We start from the raw sequence: 21,830 nt of genomic DNA on the forward strand, positions 1-21,830 counted from the left end.
GTGAGTGGGTGAGTGGGTGAGTGTGGAGGTGAAGGTGTTACTGCATGATTGGGGTAGGGACTTGCCCTGAAAACAACGGCCTATTTTGAGCAAAAACTGCTGGAGAGACCTGAAATTCGGCGCGAATGGTGCGCTCTGGTTCTGCGGAATCCAAACAAAACAGTAGCTCAGCCCAATTGCCAAGGCTGCTTACGTTTCAAATTTTGGGTGGCTAAGGCAATGGCGGTACACCTATCCTGGTCGCAACAGCGACGGTGTCGTCCACAGAGGCAGCCTCGCCCCTTGGGTGCTCCGGCTGCACGCCGGTCAGGTACTCGGGGTGATTTAGCTCCCGCACTTTGAGCACAATTAAATACTCGTAAAACGCTTGGAGAGTACACCAGGCCAGCCCCGCCCGCCCGTCGCGCCAGCCGCCCAGGATAAACATCATATAGAGCCAGCGGGCCAGGGGCCGCAGGGGCAGCCGCAGCGAGAGATCTTTGAGGGCACGGCGGCGCTCGACTTCAGATTTGCCCCAAAGGAGGGCTTGCCAGTCCACCCTGCCGCTTTGCAACTGGCGCAGGGTTTCTGCCGCCTCGTCGGTGGAGTAGCGGTTGTGCTTGTCGATCCAGCGGCTGAGGCCTTTGCTGCAGGTGTAGTGGGGGTAGGTCTCGCGCAAAAAGTCGGTGGGGCCATCCACGACCTCGCGCTCAGTGTGGCCGTAGTCGTCAAACCACACCCTGTCCCGGCGCAGCAGCCTCAGCTGGTAGCGGGGAAACTGGGTGCTGCGGCGAATCCAGCGGCCCATGAACATGACTCGTTCGGCCACGTAATAGCCCACCCGGTCGCCCTGGGCGATCGCCGCCAGGCACTCGGCAAATAGCTCCGGCGTCATGCGCTCGTCGGCTTCGAGAATGTAGGCCCAGTCGTGGCGGCAGGGCAGGTTTTGCAGCATCCAAGTGCGCTGCTGGCCGTGGCTGGCGAAGGGGTGCTCGACAAAACGCACCGGATACTGGGTGGCGATCGCGCGGGTGCGATCGCTGCTGCAGGAGTCCACCACAATCACGTCATCGGAGAGCAGGGCCGACTCTATGCAGGCCGCGATATCCCGCTCTTCGTTGTGGGTCAGGATAAAAATAGTGAACATAGGCGCGACACATCCCAGCGGTAGACAGGAACTCTCCCTGCTCTAGGGAACCCAACTCGGGTCTTTAAACTGAAATTTACCCAACCCCGCGATCGTCAACCATTGTGTCAGCAGATCTTTACGCAGCCCTTACGGCCGCTCAGTCCCTCTCAAATTCATGTCTCGATTCAGCCACGCCCAAGCATCGTGGAAAAAAAAGGCAGCCATCGGCTGCCCTCTCGTGAGTGAGTAAGATTGATCCGTTGCTCAGTCGGTTAGCCTGCCTGTGCGGGTAGCCGTGACGGCTATCGTGCTCTAGGCAGGGCCAGGGGCTGTCATCAATCAGCTGCCAAACGCCCAGTAGTTAAGGGTCGCAACCCCTAGCCTGTCGTTTGGATGGGGCGTGGCAAAGCTTGATATACCGAGCTTTGGGCCACAATTGATGACATACTCTGGGGGACAGCGGTTTAGTCAATCGCGTCCTTCAGGGCGTCCTTGACGTCCTCTTTAGCGTGGGTGGCCTGGGCCTGGGCCTGCTTGGCCTCACCCTCGGCCTTGCCCCTGGTGTCGCCCGTCAGTTCAGCGGCAGCAGCCTGCATTTTGCCCTCAATGTTCTGGGCGGTAGCTTTAGCGCGATCTTCGATAGCCATAGGAAAAAGTCCTTAAACGCAAATCCTCCCCTACCGTAGGGCTAGACCCATCTATCGAGCACCTGCAGTGAGACCTAAGCCGGGCTCTGCTTTTGGGTAGAGATTCAGGTGGGGATATCCGCCTTGGGGGTGACCGCAAACCCGGCTCAATCCCGCGTTACACTGTTAAAAACCCGTAATTTGGGCGTCTTCGGTCCTATGAGTTTAGAGATTAAAGCCGTGCAGGCACCGTATGGCGATGCAATGTACCGCACGCCACCCCCAGACCTACCGTCGCTGCTGCTGAAGGAGCGGATTGTCTATCTGGGTCTGCCCCTGTTCTCGGGGGATGATATCAAGCAGCAGGTGGGCATCGACGTCACCGAGCTGATCATCGCCCAGCTGCTCTTCTTGCAGTTTGACGACCCCGACAAGCCCATTTTCTTCTACATCAACTCCACCGGCACCTCCTGGTACGACGGCAACATGATCGGCTACGACACCGAAGCCTTTGCCATCTGCGACACCATGAACTACATCAAGCCCCCGGTGCACACCATTTGCATCGGTCAGGCCATGGGGTCGGCGGCGGTGATTCTGGCGGCGGGTACCAAGGGTTACCGGGCCAGTTTGCCCCACGCCCGCATCGTGCTCAACCAGCCCCGCAGTGGGGCCCAGGGCCAGGCCACCGACATCGAGATTCGGGCTAAGGAAGTGCTCGACAACAAGCGATCGATGATGGACATCCTCGCCAAGAGCACCGGCAAGAGCCTGGAGCAGGTGATGCGCGACTCCGATCGCATGTTCTACATGAACCCCGAAGAAGCCAAGGAGTACGGCATTATTGACCGCGTGTTGGCCAGCCGCAAAGAGCTGCCAGCCCCTGCCGGAGCTGGGGTCTAGGGTTGACTCCAGGGGGCGCGATCGCCCCTGGTCCTGGCTCACCTGGTTCTGCCGTTTTCGTTTCAGGCAGGTTTCGTTTTTAGGTTATTCGTTTTAGGTAAAAGAGCACTATGCCCATCGGTACTCCCAAAGTCCCCTATCGTCTCCCCGGTAGCCAGTACTCCCAGTGGGTCGATATTTATACTCGCCTCAACCAGGAGCGAATTATCTTTCTCGGTCAGGAGGTGACCGACAGTCTGGCCAACTCCATTGTGGCGGCCATGCTGTACCTCGACTCCGATGACAACAGCAAGCCCATCTACCTCTACATCAACTCCCCCGGCGGGTCGGTGACGGCGGGAATGGCCATCTACGACACCATGCAGTACATCAAGTCTGATGTGGTCACCATCTGCCTCGGCCTGGCCGCCTCTATGGGGGCGTTTTTGCTGGCGGCGGGCAGCAAGGGCAAGCGGGTGGCCCTGCCCCATTCGCGGATTATGATTCACCAGCCCATGGGCGGTACCGGACGGCAGCGCCTCCAGGCCAGCGACATTGCGATCGAGGCCAAGGAGATTCTGCGGGTGCGTCAAGAACTCAACGAAATGATGTCTCGCCACACCGGGCGTTCGATTGAACAAATTCAAAAGGACACCGACCGCGACTACTTCATGTCGGCCGAGGAGGCCGTGGCCTACGGTCTAATCGACCGGGTGATTGAGGAGCGCACCCAGGAACTGGCGACCTCGGTGCCCTCGACCATCTAATTCGCTGCGCCATTTTCGTCCACAGTTGGCAGAATAGGGGCAGCACACGTACCTCTTGCTTAGAGTTGGCGAAATATGGCGCTGGCGCACTACTACCGCATCTTGGGTCTGAGAACCGGGGCCAGCTTTGGCGATGTCAAGCTGGCCTATCGCAATTTGGCCCGCCTCTACCACCCCGACACCAACCCGGGCGACCAGCTAGCCAAGGAAAAGTTTATTCAGGTCACCCAGGCCTACCAGGCCCTGGTGAATGCGCTGCCGCCCGAACCCGTCAAGGCCAGGCCCGCGCCCTCCCCCAGCCCGACTCCCGCCCCCCCAGCCGCTCCGCCCGTGTCACCCCCCGCTCCCCCGGTTCAGGCGGTGGAACCGGAGCAGCAGATCGAGCTGACGGTCAGCCCTACGCCAGGGGGCTCGGAGGCCGACCAGCAGCTCAAGGTGAACAGCTTCAAGCAGCTGCGATCGCTGCTCCAGGGGCAGCGCTTTCCCCGCGCGGTAGCCCTGGTGGAGGGGCTGGTGCAGCGCTTTCCCGAAGACCCAGAAATTCGCCAGTGGCACGCCATTACCTACTACCGCTGGGGTCATGACCTGCTCAACAATGGCAACTTCAAAAAGGCCGAAGCCTGCCTGAAGAAGGCTCGCCGGGTAGACCCCCAAAACCGCTCGCTGCGGCAGGCGCTGCACCACGACTTTCAGCGCCTCGAGTATCTGCGGCAGCGGCCCCTGGCCCAGGCCCAGTAGGGTCTGCCGCTACCTCTCTAACGCTTGAATAATGCTCTCAAACCACTGCTCAAATCGAGCGGCCAGGGCGTCGAGGGAATAGTCAGTTTCGGCCTGGCGGCGGCAGGCCTGGCGATCTAGCTGGTCAATCCGGGCGATCGCCGTTGCCAGCCCCGGCACGTCGTCTGGCGGCACCAGCCAGCCCGTCACTCCCGGCTGCACAATTTCGGCGGGGCCGCCCCGCGCGTAGGCAATTACCGGCACGCCGCAGGCCAGCGCCTCGATCGCCACGTTGCCAAAGGCCTCTACCCAGCGGGGCGTCATTACCAGGGCGCGGCATTGGCGCAGCACCTGCTGGAGTTCGGCGGTGGGCAAAAAGCCCAGGTAGCAGTCGGCGGCCTCAGGGAAGCGATCGCAGAGCCGCTGCCAGTAGTTGGCATCCTCCAGCTTGCCCAAAATTTTGAGCGGCACCTGGGCCATAGCGGCGGCTTCCAGGGCGTCCTCTAGCCCTTTTTCGGGAGAAATACGCCCCATCCAGGCGAGGGCCTCCCCAGGGGAAGCGCAAAAGTCGTACTGGGCTAAATCGATGGCGCTGCCCAGAATTACAAAGGTGTTGGCCACCCCAAAGGTGTCGGCCTGGGTGCGGGTGTAGGCCCCCAGCCGCCCTGGAAACTGCCGCGCCACCTGACGAATGGCCTCATCCATCGCCTCGCTGAGGGACCCCATGGTGACAAAGTGAGCCACCGGCGTGTCAAAGAACTCGCTCAGGTAGAAGGGCAGCCAGTCGTAGGCCAGGTTGACGATCAAATCAAACTCGCCCTGGTGCTGCCGGGCGTAGCGCCACAGGTTGCCCAGCACGCTGTCCCCAGGCAGCGTGATCGGGGTGTTGCGCCCCTGGGTGTGGGCCGTGGGCTGGAGCTGCCCGGCGACTTCCACTACGGGCACACCGGCCAGAGCAGACCCCTCCGGAGCCGCCACCGTGACCCGGTGCCCTCGCGCCCTTAGCCCCTGGCACAGGTTCTGCAAGGTCAGCTCCACGCCGCCCCCCAGGCCAGACCCCAGCGGCCCGACGGGAGTTGAGATCAGGAGTAGGCGACGGGTCGTGGGCATGGGCGTGGGCTGGTGTAGAAGGGCGGCGTGGGCGAAGGGCAGATCAGCCGGTCAAATCGAGGTCAGCTGGGCGGAATGCGATGGCTTTCTGGGGTCGGTTGCGAGCGATCGCCATCGTAGGTCGATTCCAGAACGGCGGGTTCGCTGGGGTAGGGAGCTGTAGGAATGCGGTTGAGCTGGGCTAAGGCCCACTGGGCCGTTTCCTGCACGCCGGGGTCCGCGTCCTGCGCCGCATGGGTCAGCATAGCGCTCAGCTGCACCACCGTATCGGTGATCCGGGTCAGATCGCGGATGGCGTTTTTGCGGACCTCGGGGCTGGAGTCCTGCAGCCCCAGGGCGAGGGCGCGGTGCATGGGCTTGAGGCTGCGGCTGCTGATTTCAGCCAGGGCCGCCAGAATCAGGCTTTTCTCCTGGGAATCGGCCTCCAGAAGCCGGTTGATCAGGGGCTGAATCGCATTGGAATGCCCCCGCTGGCCCAGTTCCCAAATGGCCTGACGACGCACTGAGCCATCGGCGCTGACCAGGTCCTGCACCAGCGAATCGACAATGTCTCCGGTGCTGAGGCGGGTGGTCGCCTCCAGGGGCAGATCGGCCCTGGCCGAAGCGGTGGGCTGGGGATCGGGTGAAGCGGAGCGATCGCCGCCGTCGGTTGTGCCCAGGTCGCTAGGGGCAGGGGCCCCATGCTGTGGCAGCGAGCCCACGGCTGGCGATCGCGTTTTGCCTTTCCCCAGCCACCGCCAACCCCCCAGGCAGCCAACCAGGGCCAGGCCCCCCAGCAGCCACCAGCTCAGACGCCCTGCTTGGCTGGGGACAGCCTCTGGGTTGGCGTCAGTCAGCTCAGGGGCATCCTCAGCAGGCTCAGGGGTAGATGCGGGGGTTTCCTCGGGGGCCGCTGCCGCCGTGGGCAACAGCACGGGGGGCTCGGGGGTGGTCGTGTCTACCGGGGTGAGCAGTTGAGGCGTGCTCATGCGCTCCCAGGTCGCCTGGTCGAGAGCTCCCGTAGCGGGTAGCCCGGCTCTGGTTTGAAAGGCCGCGATCGCAGCCTCCATCGCCTCCCCATAGCGCCCGTCCACCGGTCCCTGGTAAAGGCCCAGCAGCCGCATCTGCCGCTGGAGCATTGTCACCTCGTTGCCCTCGGCACCGGGTACCAGCAGCAAGGGGTTCGGTGCGGCGGTATCCGACTGAACGGGGACAGGGGCCTGGGCCAGCAAATCTGCGGTCAGGATGCCCTGGTTTGGCCAGGGGCTGCTCCACGACCAGGCCGGAGACACTTTCCCCGTCCAGGCCGACAGCCCCACAGTCAGGGCCAGGGCCAATGCACGACTGCCGCTGCGGCCACGCCGACTTGGTGGCAATAGGGTTCTAATGTTCATAACGGCCCATAGCTGGCGGCGAAGATTACCCAGTGCAGATGCCCCTAAAGTAACTTACCCCGCTGGGGATGACCCACGCACCCAGTCACGCCTTAGTCCGTCTCCACCGAAGAGGCCCCCGTCCCGTAGTTCAGCATCCACTGCCGCAGTTTTTGGGTCAGGCCATCCCGCTGGTTGATCAGGTAAATGCTGATCAGGGTAAAGCTCACCCCCAGCCACTGCAGCGAACTCAGGGTTTCGGCCAAAAACAGGTTGCCAAACAGCAGCGCAAATACCGGGGTCAAAAAGGTGAGGGCGCTGAGGCTGGTGAGGTTGCCCTGGGCGGCCAGAAAGAAGAAGATCCCGTAGGCCAGGGCGCTGCCAAACAGGGTCGAGTAGGCGATCGCGCCCCAGTCAAACCCGGTCAGCCCCTGCCAGGGCTGCACTTCCCCCAGAGCCGAGAGGCCGAATAGCGGCAGGCCGCCCAGCACCATGTGCCAGCCCGTCGCCACTACCGGGTCGGCGTGACGGCACACGTAGCGAATCAAAATCGTGCCCGTCGCCATCGACAGCGCCGCCAGCAGCATCAGCCACTCGCCCCCCTGAAGCAGGGTATTGAGGGCCGTGCCCCCGGTTAGCCAGGTAATGTCGCCCTGAAAAAGAGAAAAAATCCACTCGTCGGGCAGGCCCAGCAGACTGATGCCCGCGATCCCCCAGAGCAGGCCAAGCCAGCCCAGGGCACCGATGTGCTCGCCAAACAGGCCCCGCGCCATGACCGCCACCGCCAGGGGCTGGGAGTCGATCATCACCGAGCCCAGACCGGCCCCGGTGCGCTGCAGCCCCGCCGCCAGAAAGCCCTGAAAAAGGGTGCCATCGACCAGGGCAAAGAGCGCTATCCACAGCCAGCCCCGCCGGCTGATGGCCTGGGTTCGTCCCAGGCAAAGGCTGGCCAGCAGCACCACCGCCCCAGCCGGCACCAGACGCATCCCGGCCATGAAGAAGGGAGTGGTGTGGGGCATGGCCCCCTTCATCGCTACCATGGCGGTGCCCCACAAAAAGAACGGGGCAATCAGCACAATCGGGTTACGGGTGGCGGTGGAGGGGGGAGCAGAATCCATAGGGGGAGGGAAAGGAGGGTAAAGCGTTGACCTGGGGCCGTGGTTAAGCTGTCTTCCAAAGGGCGATCGCGGCGATCAGGCGTTGACCAAAGTTTTCTTTAAGGAATGTTAACGCAGTTTGGGCCTGGGTGCGGTCAGTTCCCCCCGCGCCAGGGGCAGCGCAAAACGCCCCTGGCGCGGGCCGGGGTGGTTTTGGCTACAATTGAAAGCTAGCCTCAAGTCCCCCAGGGGTTGGCTACTGTTTACTCTTCACTTCGTTTGGTTGGTTTTTACCCCTATGGTTTGGCCGTTTCCGCCCCGTTTTCGCAAGTCCATTGCCCGCATTGAGGTCACCGGCGTAATTGCCGCCGCCACCCGCAAGCGCGTGCTCGAAGCGCTCAAAGAGATTGAAGAAAAGCGCTTTCCAGCGCTGCTGCTGCGCATCGACAGCCCCGGCGGCACCGTAGGCGACTCCCAGGAGATCTACACCGCCCTGCAGCGGCTCAAGGACAAGCTCAAAATTGTCGCCAGCTTTGGCAATATCTCCGCCTCGGGTGGGGTCTACATCGGCATGGGGGCCGACCAGATCATGGCCAACCCCGGCACCATTACCGGCAGCATTGGCGTCATCTTACGGGGCAATAACCTGGAGCGCCTGCTCGACCGGGTGGGGGTGTCGTTTAAGGTGATCAAGTCTGGCCCCTACAAGGATATTCTGGCCTTCGATCGCGAGCTGACCGACTCCGAAAAAGGCATTCTGCAGGAGCTGATCGACGTCAGCTACGGGCAGTTTGTCAAAACCGTGGCCGAGGCCCGCCGCCTCAGCGAAGACACTGTTCGCAGCTTTGCCGACGGGCGCATTTTTACCGGCGAACAGGCCCTGCAGCTGGGGGTGGTCGATCGCCTGGGCAGTGAAGACGAGGCCCGTCGCTGGGCCGCTGAACTGGTGGGCCTCGACCCCGAAAAAACCGAGTGCATCACCTTTGAGGAGAAAAAACCGCTGCTGAAGCGGCTGGTGCCCGGCAACAGCAATGTCGGGCTGGTCGATGCTGCTGGCCTGCCCTACCCCCAACTGGCCGTGCCCGCCCTCAACGCCACCCTGGAGTGGCTGGAGTTTGAGCGCTCCACCAGCGGCCTGCCCCTGTGGCTGTATCGCCCCTAAGGGGCGTGCTTGACTAACCCTAAGGGGCGTGCTTGATCAACCCTGAGGGGCGTAGGGTGATCAACCCTGAGGGGCGTGCTTGATTAACCCTTAGGTGTGCCGCTGAATCAACCCCCAGGGCAGGGGGCAGATCTCTGGCCTGGTAGGATTAAGCGGTAAAATGCAGTCAATTCTCTGCCCTAGCCATTCGTAGCGATGCTGCTGGGGCTTTGAAGAATGACCTTTGGAGGTTTCAGCGTGGACTGGCGAGTGTGGGCAATTCGAGGAGCAGTGACGGTACCAGAAAACACCGAGGGGGCGATGCGGGAGGCGGTGACTGAACTGATCGATGCCCTCGAAGAGCGAAACCAACTGGACCCCAGCTGCATCATCAGCGCCACCTTTTCGGTCACCCGCGACCTGGATGCGGTGTTCCCCGCCGCGATCGCCCGCCAGCGCCCCCAGTGGGACAACGTCGCCCTGCTGGATGTCCAGCACATGCATGTGGAGGGCAGCCTGCCCTGCTGCATTCGCATTCTCATGCACGTACAGCTTCCCGCCCTCCACGACAAAATTCACCACGTCTACCTGCGCGGTGCCCGTGATCTGCGCCCCGACCTGGTCGTAACCGGTTAAACAGCCGTTAGGGGCACAGCTGGCTGTGCCCCTAACGGAATGTAGGCCCGACCCAGAATCAGTGCCGCTTCAGGCGAATGCCCAAAAACAAGTCGTAGAGAAACCCGAAGAAATCTTTCATCTGGAGCAGCCCCAGAGACTGGGGCGACCCTTTTTCGTCGAGCAACGGCTGCATCACTTCGTAGGTGGGCTTGTACTTGTACCAGGGCACCGAGGGCCACAGGTGGTGCACCAGGTGGTAGTTCTGGCCCATGATCAGCAGGTTGAGAATGGGGCTGGGGTAGACCCGGGCATTCTTCCAGCGATCGCGCTCCTGAAAGGGCCGATGGGGCAGGTAGTCAAAAAACAAACCCAGGGCAATGCCCACCACCAGGGCGGGCGAAAACCAGTAGTTGAAGATATAGCCCAGAAAGTCAAAGCGCCAGGCCGTAAAGACCAGCAGACCCACGGCAAAGCGGCCCAAAAACCACTCCAGCAGCTCCAAGTTGCGCCAGAGGCGACGCTTAAAGAAATAGATTTCGTGGTAGAAAAAACGGGCCGCAATCAGCCACAGTGGTCCGCCTGTGGAGACAAAATGGTCGGGATCGTTTTCGGGATCGTTGACGTGAGCGTGGTGCTGTAGATGCACCCGCGTGAAGACCGGAAACGAAAACCCCAAGATTAGGGCGCTACCGTGCCCCAGCAGGGCATTGATAGTCCGATTGCGGTGAGCCGAGTTGTGGCTGGCGTCGTGAATCACTGTCCCTGACAGGTGCAGAGATAGCACATTCATCAAAAAGACGCACCAGCTGGCCCAGTGCCAACAAAAATAGCCCACCGTAGACAGACTAATCAGTCCAACGGAGGCTACAAACATGAGAGTATTGGGACTCAGCCCACCCTCCGTTTTCAGGAGGTCGGGGGGGACCGTTCTTCGAATCGTCAGGGGCTCAGCTGCCGCCGACATGTTGCATCGCTCCTACACCAGTGTTTTCGGTAGTATACGTTACGACGCAGTAATAATAAAGTTTTGTGACACCAGCTCAGGCTTCCGGGTTCCAGCAGCAGGAGGCAGGACCAAAAGAGCGATACCTGTCCGCCTTTTTTGTTCTGTGGCGCATCCTCCGTAAAAACGCTGAGATTCTTGCTGGTTTTGGGGTTAAGCGTTAAGCCCCTCGGCATTCGTGCTACTATCCCTGTGCTTTACAGCTACCAGCCTGCGGGGTCAACCGGGGGTTTTCAGGGTAGCGTTTTACTCTCAGTAGAGGTCGTCTATGCCCCTGCGCAACTCTGTTCGCCGCACCAAAATTGTGGCCACCATCGGCCCCGCTACCCAAGATGCCGACGTGCTTCGGGCGCTGATCGAAGCTGGGGCCACCACCCTGCGGCTCAACTTTTCCCACGGCAGCCACGACGACCACCAGCGCAGCATTCGCCTGATTCGCCAAATTTCCTTTGAACTCAACCAGCCCGTGGGCATTTTGCAAGATCTCCAGGGACCCAAAATTCGCCTTGGCCGGTTTGAGCACGGCTCGATTGTGTTGGCCAAGGGCGACCCCTTCGTGCTCACCAGCGAAATTATTGTGGGCAATCAGGAGCGGGCCTGCGTCACCTACGACAAGCTGGCCCAGGAGGTCCCGGCAGGGGCCACCATTTTGCTCGACGATGGCAAGGTGGAAATGCGGGTGGAGTCGGTTGACCTGGAGAGTCTGGAACTGCACTGCCGGGTGGTGGTGGGCGGCACCCTATCCAACAACAAAGGGGTCAACTTCCCGGGGGTGTACCTGTCGGTGAAGGCGCTGACCGAGAAGGACCGGGAAGACCTGCTGTTTGGCCTCAACCAGGGGGTGGACTGGGTCGCGCTCAGCTTTGTGCGCAACCCCCAGGATGTGCTGGAGATCAAGGAGATCATCAGCGCCGCCGGGAAGAACGTGCCGGTGATTGTCAAGATTGAGAAGCACGAGGCGATCGAGCAGATGGAGGCCATTTTGTCCCTGTCAGACGGGGTGATGGTGGCCCGGGGCGATCTGGGGGTCGAACTGCCCGCTGAAGAGGTGCCCATTCTGCAAAAGCGGCTGATCGCCATGTCCAACTCCCTGGGTATTCCGGTCATTACCGCCACCCAGATGCTCGACAGCATGGTGTCGAACCCGCGCCCCACTCGGGCCGAGGTGTCAGACATCGCCAATGCCATTCTCGACGGCACCGATGCCGTGATGCTCTCCAACGAGACGGCGGTGGGCAAGTTTCCGGTGGAGGCGGTGGCCACCATGGCCAGGGTGGCGGTTTGTACCGAGCAGGAGGGGCTGACCCTGGGCGATCGCCGCACGAGCGGGGCGCGCTCCATCCCCAACGCCATCAGTCAGGCGGTGGGCCGCATTGCCTCCCAACTGGACGCAGCCGCTATCATGACCCTGACCAAATCTGGAGCCACGGCCCGCAACGTGTCGAAGTACCGCCCTGAAACGCCCATTTTGGCGGTCACCCCCCACGTGCACGTGGCCCGGCAGCTGCAGCTGGTGTGGGGAGTACGGCCCCTGCTGGTGCTCGATCTACCCTCCAGCACCCAGACCTTTCAGGCAGCCATGGGTGTCGCCCAGGAAAAGCACCTGCTCAACGATGGCGACCTGGTAGTGCTGACGGCGGGCACCCTGCAGGGGGTCTCCGGGTCCACCGACCTGATCAAGGTCGATGTGGTGACGGCGGTGCTGGGCCGCGGCGTGGGGGTGGGCGAAGCCTCGGTGAGTGGCCGGGCGCGGGTGGCCCACACCAGCCTGGAGGTCAACGATTTTAACGACGGCGAAATTTTAGTGGTCCCCCATACCAGTGCCGACTTCGTCGATGTGATTCGCAGGGCCGGGGGCATTGTCACCGAGGACGACAGCCCCACCAGCCACGCCGCGGTGATTGGGCTCCGGCTGGGGGTGCCGGTGATTGTAGGAGTCAAGAATGCCACCGGCATCATCCGCGACGGCAGCATCCTTACCCTCGATACCCGCCGCGGGCTGATCTACTCTGGGGCCCTGGGGCCGGTCAAAAATGAGCCGGCCATGAGCCTGTAGAGCCTTTACCCTGGGCGGCAGGGATAGGGGCAAAAATCAGGGTTCCATAACAAAAGGTTTTGGTGCCATGACACCAAAACCTTTTGTTATCGTGAATTAAAGCGGGGAGCGCTAAAATAGCGGCCCCAACTTAACCTACTTATAAAGCTCAGTAGACAGGCGAACTGCCAGAATACCAGGCAACAAAGCTAGGGCCAGGGCGATGAAAATCTGGGTTTCTGAAAGGGGCATAAAAATACTCCTCGACGCTGGGTGAATAGTGCTTAGTCCCAAGACACTGGGTCTAGACAGATTGTTAACTAAGACGGGATCTTTCGCGAGGCTGGTGGGCGCAACTGTTACAGAGCTTAACGGCAACCCAGGCCGGCAGCGCTGGGTGGTCTGGGGTAAAGAACACACACACTTTTTGTTATCGTGAATTAAAGCGGGGAGCGCTAAAATAGCGGCCCCAACTTAACCTACTTATAAAGCTCAGTAGACAGGCGAACTGCCAGAATACCAGGCAACAAAGCTAGGGCCAGGGCGATGAAAATCTGGGTTTCTGAAAGGGGCATAAAAATACTCCTCGACGCTGGGTGAATAGTGCTTAGTCCCAAGACACTGGGTCTAGACAGATTGTTAACTAAGACGGGATCTTTCGCGAGGCTGGTGGGCGCAACTGTTACAGAGCTTAACGGCAACCCAGGCCGGCAGCGCTGGGTGGTCTGGGGTAAAGATTGACTCTGACGAACTGCTAGGCTGAGGGGCCATGGCCACAGCTGTCTCAATTCTTTCGGTGGGCTAGCGATGCTTGATATGGATACAACTCAACCGGTGCGCGGTGACTTTGACCGACAGCTACTGCGGGTGCAGCGCGACCTGCTGCGGATGGGAGCACTGGTTGAAAACTCCTGTGTACTGGCTCGGGAGGCGCTGTGCGATCGCAACCTGGATGCCGCCCAGCGGCTGCATCGCCACGACAAGCAGATCGACCAGTTCTATCGCCAGATCGAGCTGGACTGCATGCACCTGTTTACCCTCCAGGCGCAGCCCGAACCCGAGGATCTGCGGCGAATTGGAGCGTTTATGCAGATGGTGCGCGACCTCGAGCGCATTGGCGACTATGCCGAAGACCTGGGCGAAGTGGCGATCAAGCTCTTTCCCTACCCGGTGCAACCGCTGATGGGGCGGGTGCAAACCATGCTCGATCGCTGTCGCTCGATGGTGGCGATGTGCCTGCTGGCCCTGTCTGATCTGGATGTCGAAAGCGGCCTAGAGATTAAGCAAAAAGACGACGCGATCGACAGCGACTACGACGAACTCTACGCCCTGCTGGCCCACCAGAGTAACCTGGTGGGGTCGGTGGAACCCACGGTGCTGCTGGTGCTGGCCATTCGCTACATGGAGCGCATTGCCGACCACGCCACCAATATTGGCAAGCGGGTTGCGTACATTGTGACCGGCGAGCGCACTTAGGGACGCAGGGTGTCGGGTGCCAGGTGTCAGGTGTCAGCTCACGACCCAAAACCCGATACCCGGTACCCAAAACCCGATACCTGACACCTAATACCCCTTCACAAAACGTTGCCTGACATTGACAAAAAGATTTGACAGCGGTCCATTTCCTGAGAAACTGTAGGGGTAGCCTATTCCCCGTCGCTCCTGTTCCCCGTCGCTAAAGGGGCCTGGCCCTCGCTGCGGGCCTGGTCTGGGGTTTTGGTTACCATCGGCCAGGTTCATCTGTGGCGGTAGCGGTTACACTTGGGCGTTGGTGGTTTCTGTCGGCTGGTTTTTGGCTTCAGCATGGGTCATCAATCGCGGCTCTGGCCGCTGAAACTAGGGCAGGGCCAGCAGTCGAGGTCAATTTCAGCTACGGCGTCAATCCCGATTTTGCTGCCTCGTTGCCACAGGCCGCTGGCTAGGGCTTTCCTTTCGCTCTAAACCGGGAAGCTAAGCCGGGTCGATGCCCCGCCCAGGGCAATCAGTCATGAATAGTTTTAGGAATCAGTCGCTACATGGAACTCTCGATCGCGGCCCTACTGGCCAGCTTCGCCAAAGATAAAACCCACACCCTCAAAGGGCTGGAGAAAAAGCTCCACTGCAACGACGACGCCAGCCAGCGCGATCTGCAAATTGCCGTCGATGCCCTGGAGCGGCTGGGGGTGCTGGTCAAGGAGCGGGGCAAGTACCGCCGCAACCTGGCCGAGGACGTGATTGAGGGCAAGCTGCGCTGCTCCAGCAAGGGCTTTTGCTTTGCCATTCAAGACGAAGAAGGGGCCGACGATATCTACGTGCGCGAAAGCCAGCTGAATACGGCCTGGAACGGCGATCGCGTGCTGGTCAAGGTGACTAAAGAGGGCAGCCGCCGCCGTAGCCCCGAGGGCGAGGTGCAGCTGATTTTGGAGCGGGCCAATGCTTCGGTGCTGGCCCGGGTCAAGCAAGAGGCTGAGGAGTACCGGGCCGTACCCCTCGACGATCGCCTGCTGTTTGAGCTATCTCTGGTGGCCAACGGGGGCGACCTGGCCGAGGCCGTTGACCAGCTGGCCCACGTCGAGATTGTCCGCTATCCCCTGGGTCAGCATGCGCCCCTGGGGCGGGTGGCCCAGATCTTGGGCAGCGATGCTGAAGCCGCCGCCGACATCGATATTGTCTACTGCAAGCACGATCTGCCCCGCCGCTTCTCGGAGGCGGTGCTGAACGCAGCCCAGGAGTTGCCTACCCGCGTTCGCAAGGCCGACACCAAAGAGCGCGTGGATCTGCGCGAGACGCTTACCGTCGCGATCGATGGCCCAAATGCCCAGGTGATTGACGATGCCCTCAGCCTGGAGCGCACCAAATCGGGCCAGTGGCGGCTGGGCATTCACATTGCCGACATTGCTCACTACGTACCGGCCCACTCGGCGATCGATCAGGAAGCCTGCAAACGCGGCACCTCGGTGTACCTGGGCGACGAAGTGATCCCGATGCTGCCGCCGCCGCTGTCTGGACCCCTGGGATCGCTGCTGGCGGGCAAAGATCGCCTCGCCATTTCTGTGCTGGCCACCCTCGACGATACAGGCGCGGTGCTGGAGTACGAGGTGCAGCCGACGATTGTAGCGGTAGACCACCAAATTTCCTACCAGGAGGCCCAGGCAATCCTGGAGCGCGACAACGCTGAGCTGATCCAGAGCCTGGGCATCAAACCCAAGGCCCTGAAGTCGCTGGAGCCCATCCACGACCTGATGGACAACCTGCTCTACCTGAGCCAGGCGATCAAGCGGCAGCGGCTGCACCGGGGCTCCTTTGAGCTGAACCTGCCCGAGTACGACTTCCCCGCCGACGCCGGTGAGCCCCTGGCCCACTACCGATCGCCCAAGTTCCAGTACGACGACGAGGGGCTGCTGGGGGTGATGGTGACGGCCACCAGCCTGCCCTCGCGGCAGGTGGTGACGGAGTGCATGCTGCTGGCCAACCAGCTGATTGCCCAGCAGCTCAAAGCGTTGGGTATACCCGCTATCTACCGCCTGCACCGCGCCCCGGATGCCAGCGATGTGCAGGAACTGGTGAAGCTGGCTGAAAACATGGAGATTCAGCTCACCTTGGACGACGAGGCCGCGCCCCAACCCAAGGACTACCAGCGCTTTGTGGAGCAGTTTGCCGCTTCGGAAGCCGAGAAGATTCTCACCTACCTGCTGCTGGAGACGATTCAGCCCGCCTTCTACAGCACCCATGCCGATCTGCACTTTGGGCTGGCCCTCACCGATGGCTATACCCACTTCACCTCACCGTCGCGGCGCTACGCCGATCTGCTGGTGCATCGCATTCTCCACGCGGTGTTTGAGTCGGGCCGCGATCGCCGCTCCACCCGCTCCAAAGACCAGGTCAACCTGCGCCACAGTTCCTGCCACGGTCAGGTCAACTGGAATGTGCTGCCCCCCGACATTCAGCACGAGCTGGAGGACGACCTGCCCCGCATCGCCATCCACCTGACCGAGCGCGAGCGCCTGGCCCAGGAGGCCGAGTCCGACCTGGAGGGGCTGAAAAAAGCTGAATTTATGCGATCGCACACGGGCGAAGTATTCCACGGGCTGATTACCGGCGTTCAGTCCTACGGCTTCTTTGTCGAGATCGAAGAGCTGCTGGTCGAGGGGCTAGTTCACGTCAGCTCCCTCAAGGACGACTGGTACGAGTACCGTGCCCGCCAGCAGAAACTCGTGGGGCGCAAAAACCGCCAGCAGTATCGCCTAGGCGACAAAGTCGATGTCCAGGTCAAGAGCGTGGACTACTACCGCCAGCAAATTGATCTCGTCGCTGTCGGCGGTGGTAGCCAGGCCCCCGAGGACGAAGACGCTAACGGCTATAGCGAGGATGACAACGGGGAGCCGATCGATAGGGATGATAGCGGACGGGATGAGAGTGAGTAGGGGATGGGTAGATGAGTAGGTGGGTAGGTGGGTGGCGTTGGCCCTAATTTCGTAGCCTCGCTAGGATTAAAACGGGTACGCGGGTGGTTCGGATAAGCCATGCCCTGGTCAGACATAACCACCCATCCACCCATCCACCCACTCACACACCCACAATGTCCCTATCCCCTACCTTCCCCACCGCCCGTCCCCTGATTCTGGGCGTGACTGGAGCCTCGGGGCTGATCTACGCTGTGCACACCCTCAGGCACGTGCTCAGGGCCGATGGGGTGGTCGACCTGGTGGCGTCTAAGGCATCGCAGATGGTGTGGCAGGCAGAGTCGGGTATCCACATGCCCCTCGACCCTGAGAAGCAGGAGCAGTTCTGGCGCAACCAGGCGGGGGTGCCCACGGCAGGCAAGCTGCGCTGCCACCCCTGGGGCGATGTGGGGGCCACCATTGCCAGCGGGTCGTACCGGGCGGCGGGGATGGTGGTGATCCCGTGCAGTATGAGCACCGTGGGGCGCCTGGCGGCGGGGCTCAGCTCTGACCTGCTGGAGCGGGCCGCCGATGTGCAGATGAAGGAAGGCCGCAAGCTGGTGGTGGTGCCGCGAGAGACTCCCTTCAGCCTGATTCACCTGCGCAACCTGACCACCCTGGCCGAAGCCGGAGCGCGCATTGTGCCCGCCATCCCGGCCTGGTATCACCAGCCCCAGACTATCGATGACCTGATCGATTTTGTGGTGGCCCGCGCCCTCGACCAGCTGGATATCGACTGTGTACCGCTCACCCGCTGGCAGGGGCATTTATCGGCGGATTAACGCCACCTCCGCCAGGCACGATAGGATGGGCAAGATGGCGTTGTAGGGCTAGATATGGCTACCGTACGTCTGATTGTGGTGGTGCTGGCGGTGGGATTTGTGGTGCTGCTGGGGGCGCAAAATCTGGCCCCGGCGCTGCCGCTGGTGTTCTTTGGCGGCAGCACCCAGGCGCTACCCCTGGGGGTTTGGCTGGTGGCGGCGGTGCTGCTGGGGGCCCTGACCACCCTGGTGTTCACGGCCCTGCTGGGGTCGGTGGGCGGTGCCAACCGCAGTCGTTCGGCGGCTTACAAGTATCGGCCCCAGTCCTTCTACGAACCAACCGGAACGCCCGGACCCAGCCCGGCCGCCAGCCGAGCCGCCAGCGATCGCCCCGACCCATCCCCCTACACCAATCCCGCTTCCAGGGCCGCAAGCGGGCGATCCCCAACTACCCCCAGCGATCGCAGCCGGGATGGCTCAGCCGACGACGACCCCAGCTGGCGAGCCTGGACAGATCTCAGCTCCCCCAGCCAGTGGAATGACTGGGAATCCCTCAGCCGCGCCCCCCGGCCCGAAACCGCCGTCACCGGGAGTCCGGCCCCAGGCACCGCCTCGGGCATCGTCGATAGCGTTACCACCTGGTTTAGCAGCAGCAAGCAGCGCGCCAAACAGCAGCAGCGGGTCAACGAGTCCATGCGCGAGCTGGACGACGACTGGGGCAACCTCGAAAATCAACCCTACAGAACCCCAGGGGTCAGTCCGGTGCAGGATAGCCTGGACGACATCACCCAGGGTTGGGACGAACCCCACAGCTCTAGGCCCCACAACCCTGGGTTTGAAGCTGCCCAGGCTCCCCGGCGCGTCTACCGAGACGGATCGCTGTACTCCTATAGCTACCGCGACGAAGTGGATGCCCCACCCCCCAGGGGCCAGGTCGACAACATCTACGCCCCGCCCGACGACGTCTCTGATTTTGGGCGCGGTCCAGACTCCGACTACGGGGGCAGGGGAGCTGAGTATGCCTCAGAGACCGTCTACGGGTTCTCCCCCGACGCCGCCTACGACGAAACCTATGGTGCCGACCCCGATGGCGATGACTCCCCCCTCGGTGCCCCTGAACTGGCCGAAGACGGCGTAGTCGATGCCGACTACCGGGTAATTGTGCCCCCCTACAGCCCCGCCGCCGAAGCTGCCGCCACGTCAGACTGGGGCAACTCCAGCGCCGACCCCACCGATAGCCCGGACGATGACGACGACTGGAACGCCGCCGACGATGCCCTCACCCCCTAACCCCATCCACCCGCCCCCTCTCCTACCCATCCACCCGCCCACCCCCTTTCTCCCCCAACCATGACCCTGACCACCCGCCTCAACGGCCTCAACCTCTACCTGATCGGCATGATGGGTGCTGGCAAAAGCAGCACCGGGGCCGCCCTGGCCCAGGCCCTGGGCTATCAGTTTTTCGACACCGATGCCGTGGTTGAGGCCGCTGCCGGACAGACCATTGCCGATCTGTTTGCCACCCAGGGCGAGGCCGCCTTTCGGCAGCTAGAGACCCAGGCGCTGGCGGAGCTGGCGGCCTACCGTCGCCTGGTGATCGCCACTGGGGGCGGCATTGTCACCCAGCAGCACAACTGGAGCTACCTGCACCACGGCATCGTGGTGTGGCTGGATGCGTCTCCAGCGGTGCTACGGCAGCGCCTGGCTGGGGATGCGGGCCGCCCGCTGCTGCAGGGGCAGGACTGGGAGACAAAACTGGCCACGCTGCTGGCCGAGCGACAGTCGCTCTACGGCCAGGCGGACGTGCGGGTGACGGTGGAAGCTGGGGAGAGCGTAGAGGCGATCGCCGCCCGCACCCTGGAGCTTGTGGCCGCTAGAATTTGCCCCGAGGTCGAGGCTGGGGCTGATTCCGCCGTGCTCAATTGATACACTACTGGCAGCTTAGTTTCTACCACTCCTTATCGGTGGCACCATGGTCGAGTCTGCTTCACAACTGGGTAACGTCAACGAGACCGAAGCAACACGGGTTCGCATTCTCAGCGAGGCCCTGCCCTACATACAGCAGTTCCGGGGTCGCACGGTGGTTGTTAAATACGGCGGCGCGGCGATGAAGGACGGCAGCCTCAAGGCCGATGTCATTCGCGACATTGTGTTTATGGCCTGCGTGGGTATTCGACCGGTGGTGGTGCATGGCGGCGGCCCTGAAATTAACATCTGGCTGGGCAAGCTGGGCATAGAACCCCAGTTCAAGGACGGTCTGCGGGTGACCGACGCCCCCACAATGGACGTGGTGGAAATGGTGCTGGTGGGCCGGGTCAATAAAGAACTGGTGTCGCTGATTAACCAGGCCGGGGGGAAGGCCGTAGGCCTGTGCGGCAAGGACGGCAACCTGATCACGGCCCGGCCCCAGGGCTCTGCCGATGTGGGCTTTGTGGGCGAAGTCAGCGGCATTGACTCGGGGATTCTCAAAACCCTGGTGGAGGCGGGCTACATTCCCATTGTGTCGAGCGTGGCCAGCGACGAAACGGGGCAGGCCTACAATATCAATGCCGATACGGTAGCTGGGGAGATCGCCGCTGCCCTGGGTGCCGAAAAGCTGATTCTGCTCACCGATACCAAGGGTATTTTGCAGGACTACAAAGATCCCTCCACTCTGCTGCCCAAGCTGGACATCCAGCAGGCCCGCCACCTGATCGAGACCGGGGTGGTGGCCGGGGGCATGATTCCCAAGGTGAACTGCTGCGTGCGATCGCTGGCCCAGGGGGTTGGTGCCGCCCACATTCTCGATGGCCGCGTCCCCCACGCTCTGCTGCTGGAGATCTTCAGCGACCTGGGCATCGGCTCGATGATCGTAGCCTCCGAATTTCGGGGTTAGATAGTATCGTCAACATCCCCAATCTGTCACTTCAGGGTCTATGCATCTCTACCCATTTCCTGGCAGAACAGTGGTTTAAACCGATGATCGATCACTCCTTTCCGTCGGGTCCAGGGCGGCGGAACGTCCCTGGTCGAAGGGGGTCTGGGGCCAGCGAAATGGCCCCAGCGATAAGTCAGGCTTTGACCACTGCCGTCGCTTGCGCGCCTTCCACGCAACGGTAGGGATGCTGTAGCAACACTCTAGGAATCTGAGGGCCAGTTGAAGCCGCGGGTGCGCAGAATGTGTCGCCCCCGCTGGCGGGCCAGCTTTTGCAGATCGATGCTGCGATCGGTCTCATCGACAATTTCGCCGGTCAGCACCTCCAGCACATCTTCGAGGGTGACCACCCCCGACATGCCGCCGTACTCATCCACCACCACAGCCAGGTGTTCACGGGCGGTCTGAAAGTCTTGCAGCAGCTTGTCGGCCCGTTCGGTTTCGGCTACAAAGCGCACCGGGCGGGCGACCTGCCTGAGCTGCTGGTGGCCCTGCCCGCGAATCAGGGCGGTGAGCAACTCGTTTTTGAGCACCAGGCCAATGGTGCGATCGATGTCGTTGTCGCTGACCAGAATGCGGCTGTGCTGGGAGTTGAGAATTTGGGCTTCGGCCTCGGCAATGGTCAGATCGCCGGACAGGTGGGTGACTGCCACTCGCGGAGTCATAATATCGACCGATTTCAGGTCGTTGAGGCGAAACACCCGGCGAATCATCTCGGCCTCATCGGCTTCAATGATGCCCTCCTGGTGGCCAATGGTAGCCAGCAGCTTGATCTCGGCCTCGTCGGTGCTGGGCCGAGCGCCCTGGTTGGTCAGGGGCGCAGTAATCGCTTCGAGCAGCAGCACAATGGGGGTAAACAGCCAGGTCAGACCCTGCACCGGCAGGGCCAGGGTGAGGGCCAGGGGAATGGCGTAGCGCTCGCCCAAAATTTTGGGGAAAATTTCGCCAAACAAGATCACCAGCAGGGTCAGCAGCCCTGTAAACGCCCCCAGCAGGGCATCGTTGAACACGCGGGCGGCGATGCCCCCGATCAGCACGCTGCCCACGATGTTGAACAGGTTGTTGAGAATAACAATGGTGGCAATGGGGCGGTTGATCTTTTGGCGAATTGCTAAAAGCGCCACGGCGGCGGGCTGTTTGGTTTCGGCCAGCTGCCTGGCCTTGAGCACCGGCACCGAGAGCAGCGACGCTTCGCTGCCCGAACACAGGGCAGAACCCAGGAGCATGATCAAGATGGCGATCGCAAGATTCAGCATGGGGGGTGAAGGCGAACAAGGT

General features: G+C 61.7%; 21 protein-coding genes. 12 read left to right on the forward strand and 9 right to left on the reverse strand.

Going from position 1 to position 21,830, the window contains the following annotated elements:
• Positions 1-211: 211 nt before the first annotated feature.
• Together NF78_RS22235 and NF78_RS22240 are read right to left on the reverse strand one after the other, a co-directional pair.
• Positions 212-1,126: a glycosyltransferase family 2 protein gene (locus tag NF78_RS22235; RefSeq protein ID WP_035991721.1), complete on the reverse strand. Its 915-nt coding sequence runs from the start codon at positions 1,124-1,126 to the stop codon at positions 212-214.
• Between the two features lie 446 nt (positions 1,127-1,572).
• A complete protein-coding gene (locus NF78_RS22240) occupies positions 1,573-1,755 on the reverse strand; it encodes a CsbD family protein (RefSeq protein ID WP_035991723.1) in 183 nt (60 codons plus the stop codon).
• A 198-nt stretch (positions 1,756-1,953) separates the two neighbouring features.
• On the opposite strand from NF78_RS22240, the gene NF78_RS22245 reads away from it, so the two are divergent.
• From NF78_RS22245 to NF78_RS22255, 3 genes are all read left to right on the forward strand, one after another.
• On the forward strand, positions 1,954-2,637 hold the full coding sequence (locus tag NF78_RS22245) for an ATP-dependent Clp protease proteolytic subunit (protein WP_035991725.1): 684 nt from the start codon (positions 1,954-1,956) through the stop codon (positions 2,635-2,637).
• A 110-nt stretch (positions 2,638-2,747) separates the two neighbouring features.
• A complete protein-coding gene (locus tag NF78_RS22250; protein ID WP_035991727.1) occupies positions 2,748-3,383 on the forward strand; it encodes an ATP-dependent Clp protease proteolytic subunit in 636 nt (211 codons plus the stop codon).
• Positions 3,384-3,458: 75 nt separating this feature from the next.
• Positions 3,459-4,121: a J domain-containing protein gene (locus tag NF78_RS22255; protein ID WP_035991728.1), complete on the forward strand. Its 663-nt coding sequence runs from the start codon at positions 3,459-3,461 to the stop codon at positions 4,119-4,121.
• A 9-nt stretch (positions 4,122-4,130) separates the two neighbouring features.
• On the opposite strand, the gene NF78_RS22260 is transcribed toward NF78_RS22255, so the two are convergent.
• The 3 genes from NF78_RS22260 to NF78_RS22270 form a co-directional block, all read right to left on the reverse strand.
• Entirely contained in the window at positions 4,131-5,210 is a 1,080-nt protein-coding gene (locus tag NF78_RS22260; protein WP_035991730.1) for a glycosyltransferase family 4 protein, read from the reverse strand.
• Positions 5,211-5,272: 62 nt separating this feature from the next.
• The gene (locus NF78_RS22265; RefSeq protein ID WP_081972842.1) at positions 5,273-6,583 is read right to left on the reverse strand and encodes a peptidoglycan-binding protein; all 1,311 of its coding nucleotides are present in this window, start codon (positions 6,581-6,583) and stop codon (positions 5,273-5,275) included.
• Positions 6,584-6,675: 92 nt separating this feature from the next.
• Positions 6,676-7,680, reverse strand: coding sequence for a DMT family transporter (locus tag NF78_RS22270; RefSeq protein WP_035991732.1), 1,005 nt, complete (start codon positions 7,678-7,680; stop codon positions 6,676-6,678).
• A gap of 277 nt (positions 7,681-7,957) precedes the next feature.
• Here NF78_RS22270 and sppA point away from each other — a divergent pair, with 277 nt between their 5' ends.
• Positions 7,958-8,821 carry a signal peptide peptidase SppA gene (gene sppA, locus NF78_RS22275; protein WP_035991734.1) on the forward strand — a complete coding sequence of 288 codons (864 nt, stop codon included), beginning with the start codon at positions 7,958-7,960 and terminating at the stop codon, positions 8,819-8,821.
• Positions 8,822-9,037: 216 nt separating this feature from the next.
• Positions 9,038-9,436, forward strand: coding sequence for a chorismate mutase (gene aroH, locus NF78_RS22280; RefSeq protein WP_318655500.1), 399 nt, complete (start codon positions 9,038-9,040; stop codon positions 9,434-9,436).
• A 58-nt stretch (positions 9,437-9,494) separates the two neighbouring features.
• Here the strand turns inward: aroH and crtR are convergent, their stop codons facing one another.
• The gene (gene crtR / locus NF78_RS22285; RefSeq protein WP_035991735.1) at positions 9,495-10,382 is read right to left on the reverse strand and encodes a beta-carotene hydroxylase; all 888 of its coding nucleotides are present in this window, start codon (positions 10,380-10,382) and stop codon (positions 9,495-9,497) included.
• 307 nt (positions 10,383-10,689) lie between these two features.
• Here crtR and pyk point away from each other — a divergent pair, with 307 nt between their 5' ends.
• Positions 10,690-12,477 (forward strand): pyruvate kinase, encoded by a 1,788-nt coding sequence (pyk, locus tag NF78_RS22290; RefSeq protein WP_035991737.1) that lies wholly within the window; start codon positions 10,690-10,692, stop codon positions 12,475-12,477.
• A gap of 135 nt (positions 12,478-12,612) precedes the next feature.
• On the opposite strand, the gene psaM (NF78_RS29950) is transcribed toward pyk, so the two are convergent.
• Together psaM (NF78_RS29950) and psaM (NF78_RS29955) are read right to left on the reverse strand one after the other, a co-directional pair.
• The gene (psaM, locus tag NF78_RS29950) at positions 12,613-12,708 is read right to left on the reverse strand and encodes a photosystem I reaction center subunit XII (protein WP_072016224.1); all 96 of its coding nucleotides are present in this window, start codon (positions 12,706-12,708) and stop codon (positions 12,613-12,615) included.
• Between the two features lie 227 nt (positions 12,709-12,935).
• Complete coding sequence (psaM, locus tag NF78_RS29955) at positions 12,936-13,031, reverse strand: photosystem I reaction center subunit XII (RefSeq protein WP_072016224.1); 96 nt, start codon at positions 13,029-13,031, stop codon at positions 12,936-12,938.
• A gap of 241 nt (positions 13,032-13,272) precedes the next feature.
• Between psaM (NF78_RS29955) and phoU the strand changes: the two genes are divergently transcribed.
• From phoU to argB, 6 genes are all read left to right on the forward strand, one after another.
• Positions 13,273-13,932 carry a phosphate signaling complex protein PhoU gene (gene phoU / locus NF78_RS22295; protein WP_081972844.1) on the forward strand — a complete coding sequence of 220 codons (660 nt, stop codon included), beginning with the start codon at positions 13,273-13,275 and terminating at the stop codon, positions 13,930-13,932.
• Between the two features lie 539 nt (positions 13,933-14,471).
• Positions 14,472-16,859 carry a ribonuclease R family protein gene (locus tag NF78_RS22300; RefSeq protein ID WP_035991741.1) on the forward strand — a complete coding sequence of 796 codons (2,388 nt, stop codon included), beginning with the start codon at positions 14,472-14,474 and terminating at the stop codon, positions 16,857-16,859.
• Between the two features lie 155 nt (positions 16,860-17,014).
• Positions 17,015-17,659, forward strand: a complete 645-nt coding sequence (locus NF78_RS22305; RefSeq protein WP_035991743.1) for a flavin prenyltransferase UbiX — start codon at positions 17,015-17,017, stop codon at positions 17,657-17,659.
• Between the two features lie 54 nt (positions 17,660-17,713).
• On the forward strand, positions 17,714-18,928 hold the full coding sequence (locus tag NF78_RS22310) for a hypothetical protein (protein ID WP_035991745.1): 1,215 nt from the start codon (positions 17,714-17,716) through the stop codon (positions 18,926-18,928).
• Between the two features lie 60 nt (positions 18,929-18,988).
• Positions 18,989-19,564 (forward strand): shikimate kinase, encoded by a 576-nt coding sequence (locus tag NF78_RS22315; protein ID WP_035991747.1) that lies wholly within the window; start codon positions 18,989-18,991, stop codon positions 19,562-19,564.
• A 46-nt stretch (positions 19,565-19,610) separates the two neighbouring features.
• Positions 19,611-20,513 (forward strand): acetylglutamate kinase, encoded by a 903-nt coding sequence (argB, locus tag NF78_RS22320; protein WP_035991748.1) that lies wholly within the window; start codon positions 19,611-19,613, stop codon positions 20,511-20,513.
• Positions 20,514-20,755: 242 nt separating this feature from the next.
• Here the strand turns inward: argB and NF78_RS22325 are convergent, their stop codons facing one another.
• Positions 20,756-21,808: a hemolysin family protein gene (locus tag NF78_RS22325; protein ID WP_035991751.1), complete on the reverse strand. Its 1,053-nt coding sequence runs from the start codon at positions 21,806-21,808 to the stop codon at positions 20,756-20,758.
• Positions 21,809-21,830: the final 22 nt, after the last annotated feature.

This window comes from Leptolyngbya sp. KIOST-1 (assembly GCF_000763385.1).
Classification (GTDB): domain Bacteria; phylum Cyanobacteriota; class Cyanobacteriia; order Phormidesmidales; family Phormidesmidaceae; genus Nodosilinea.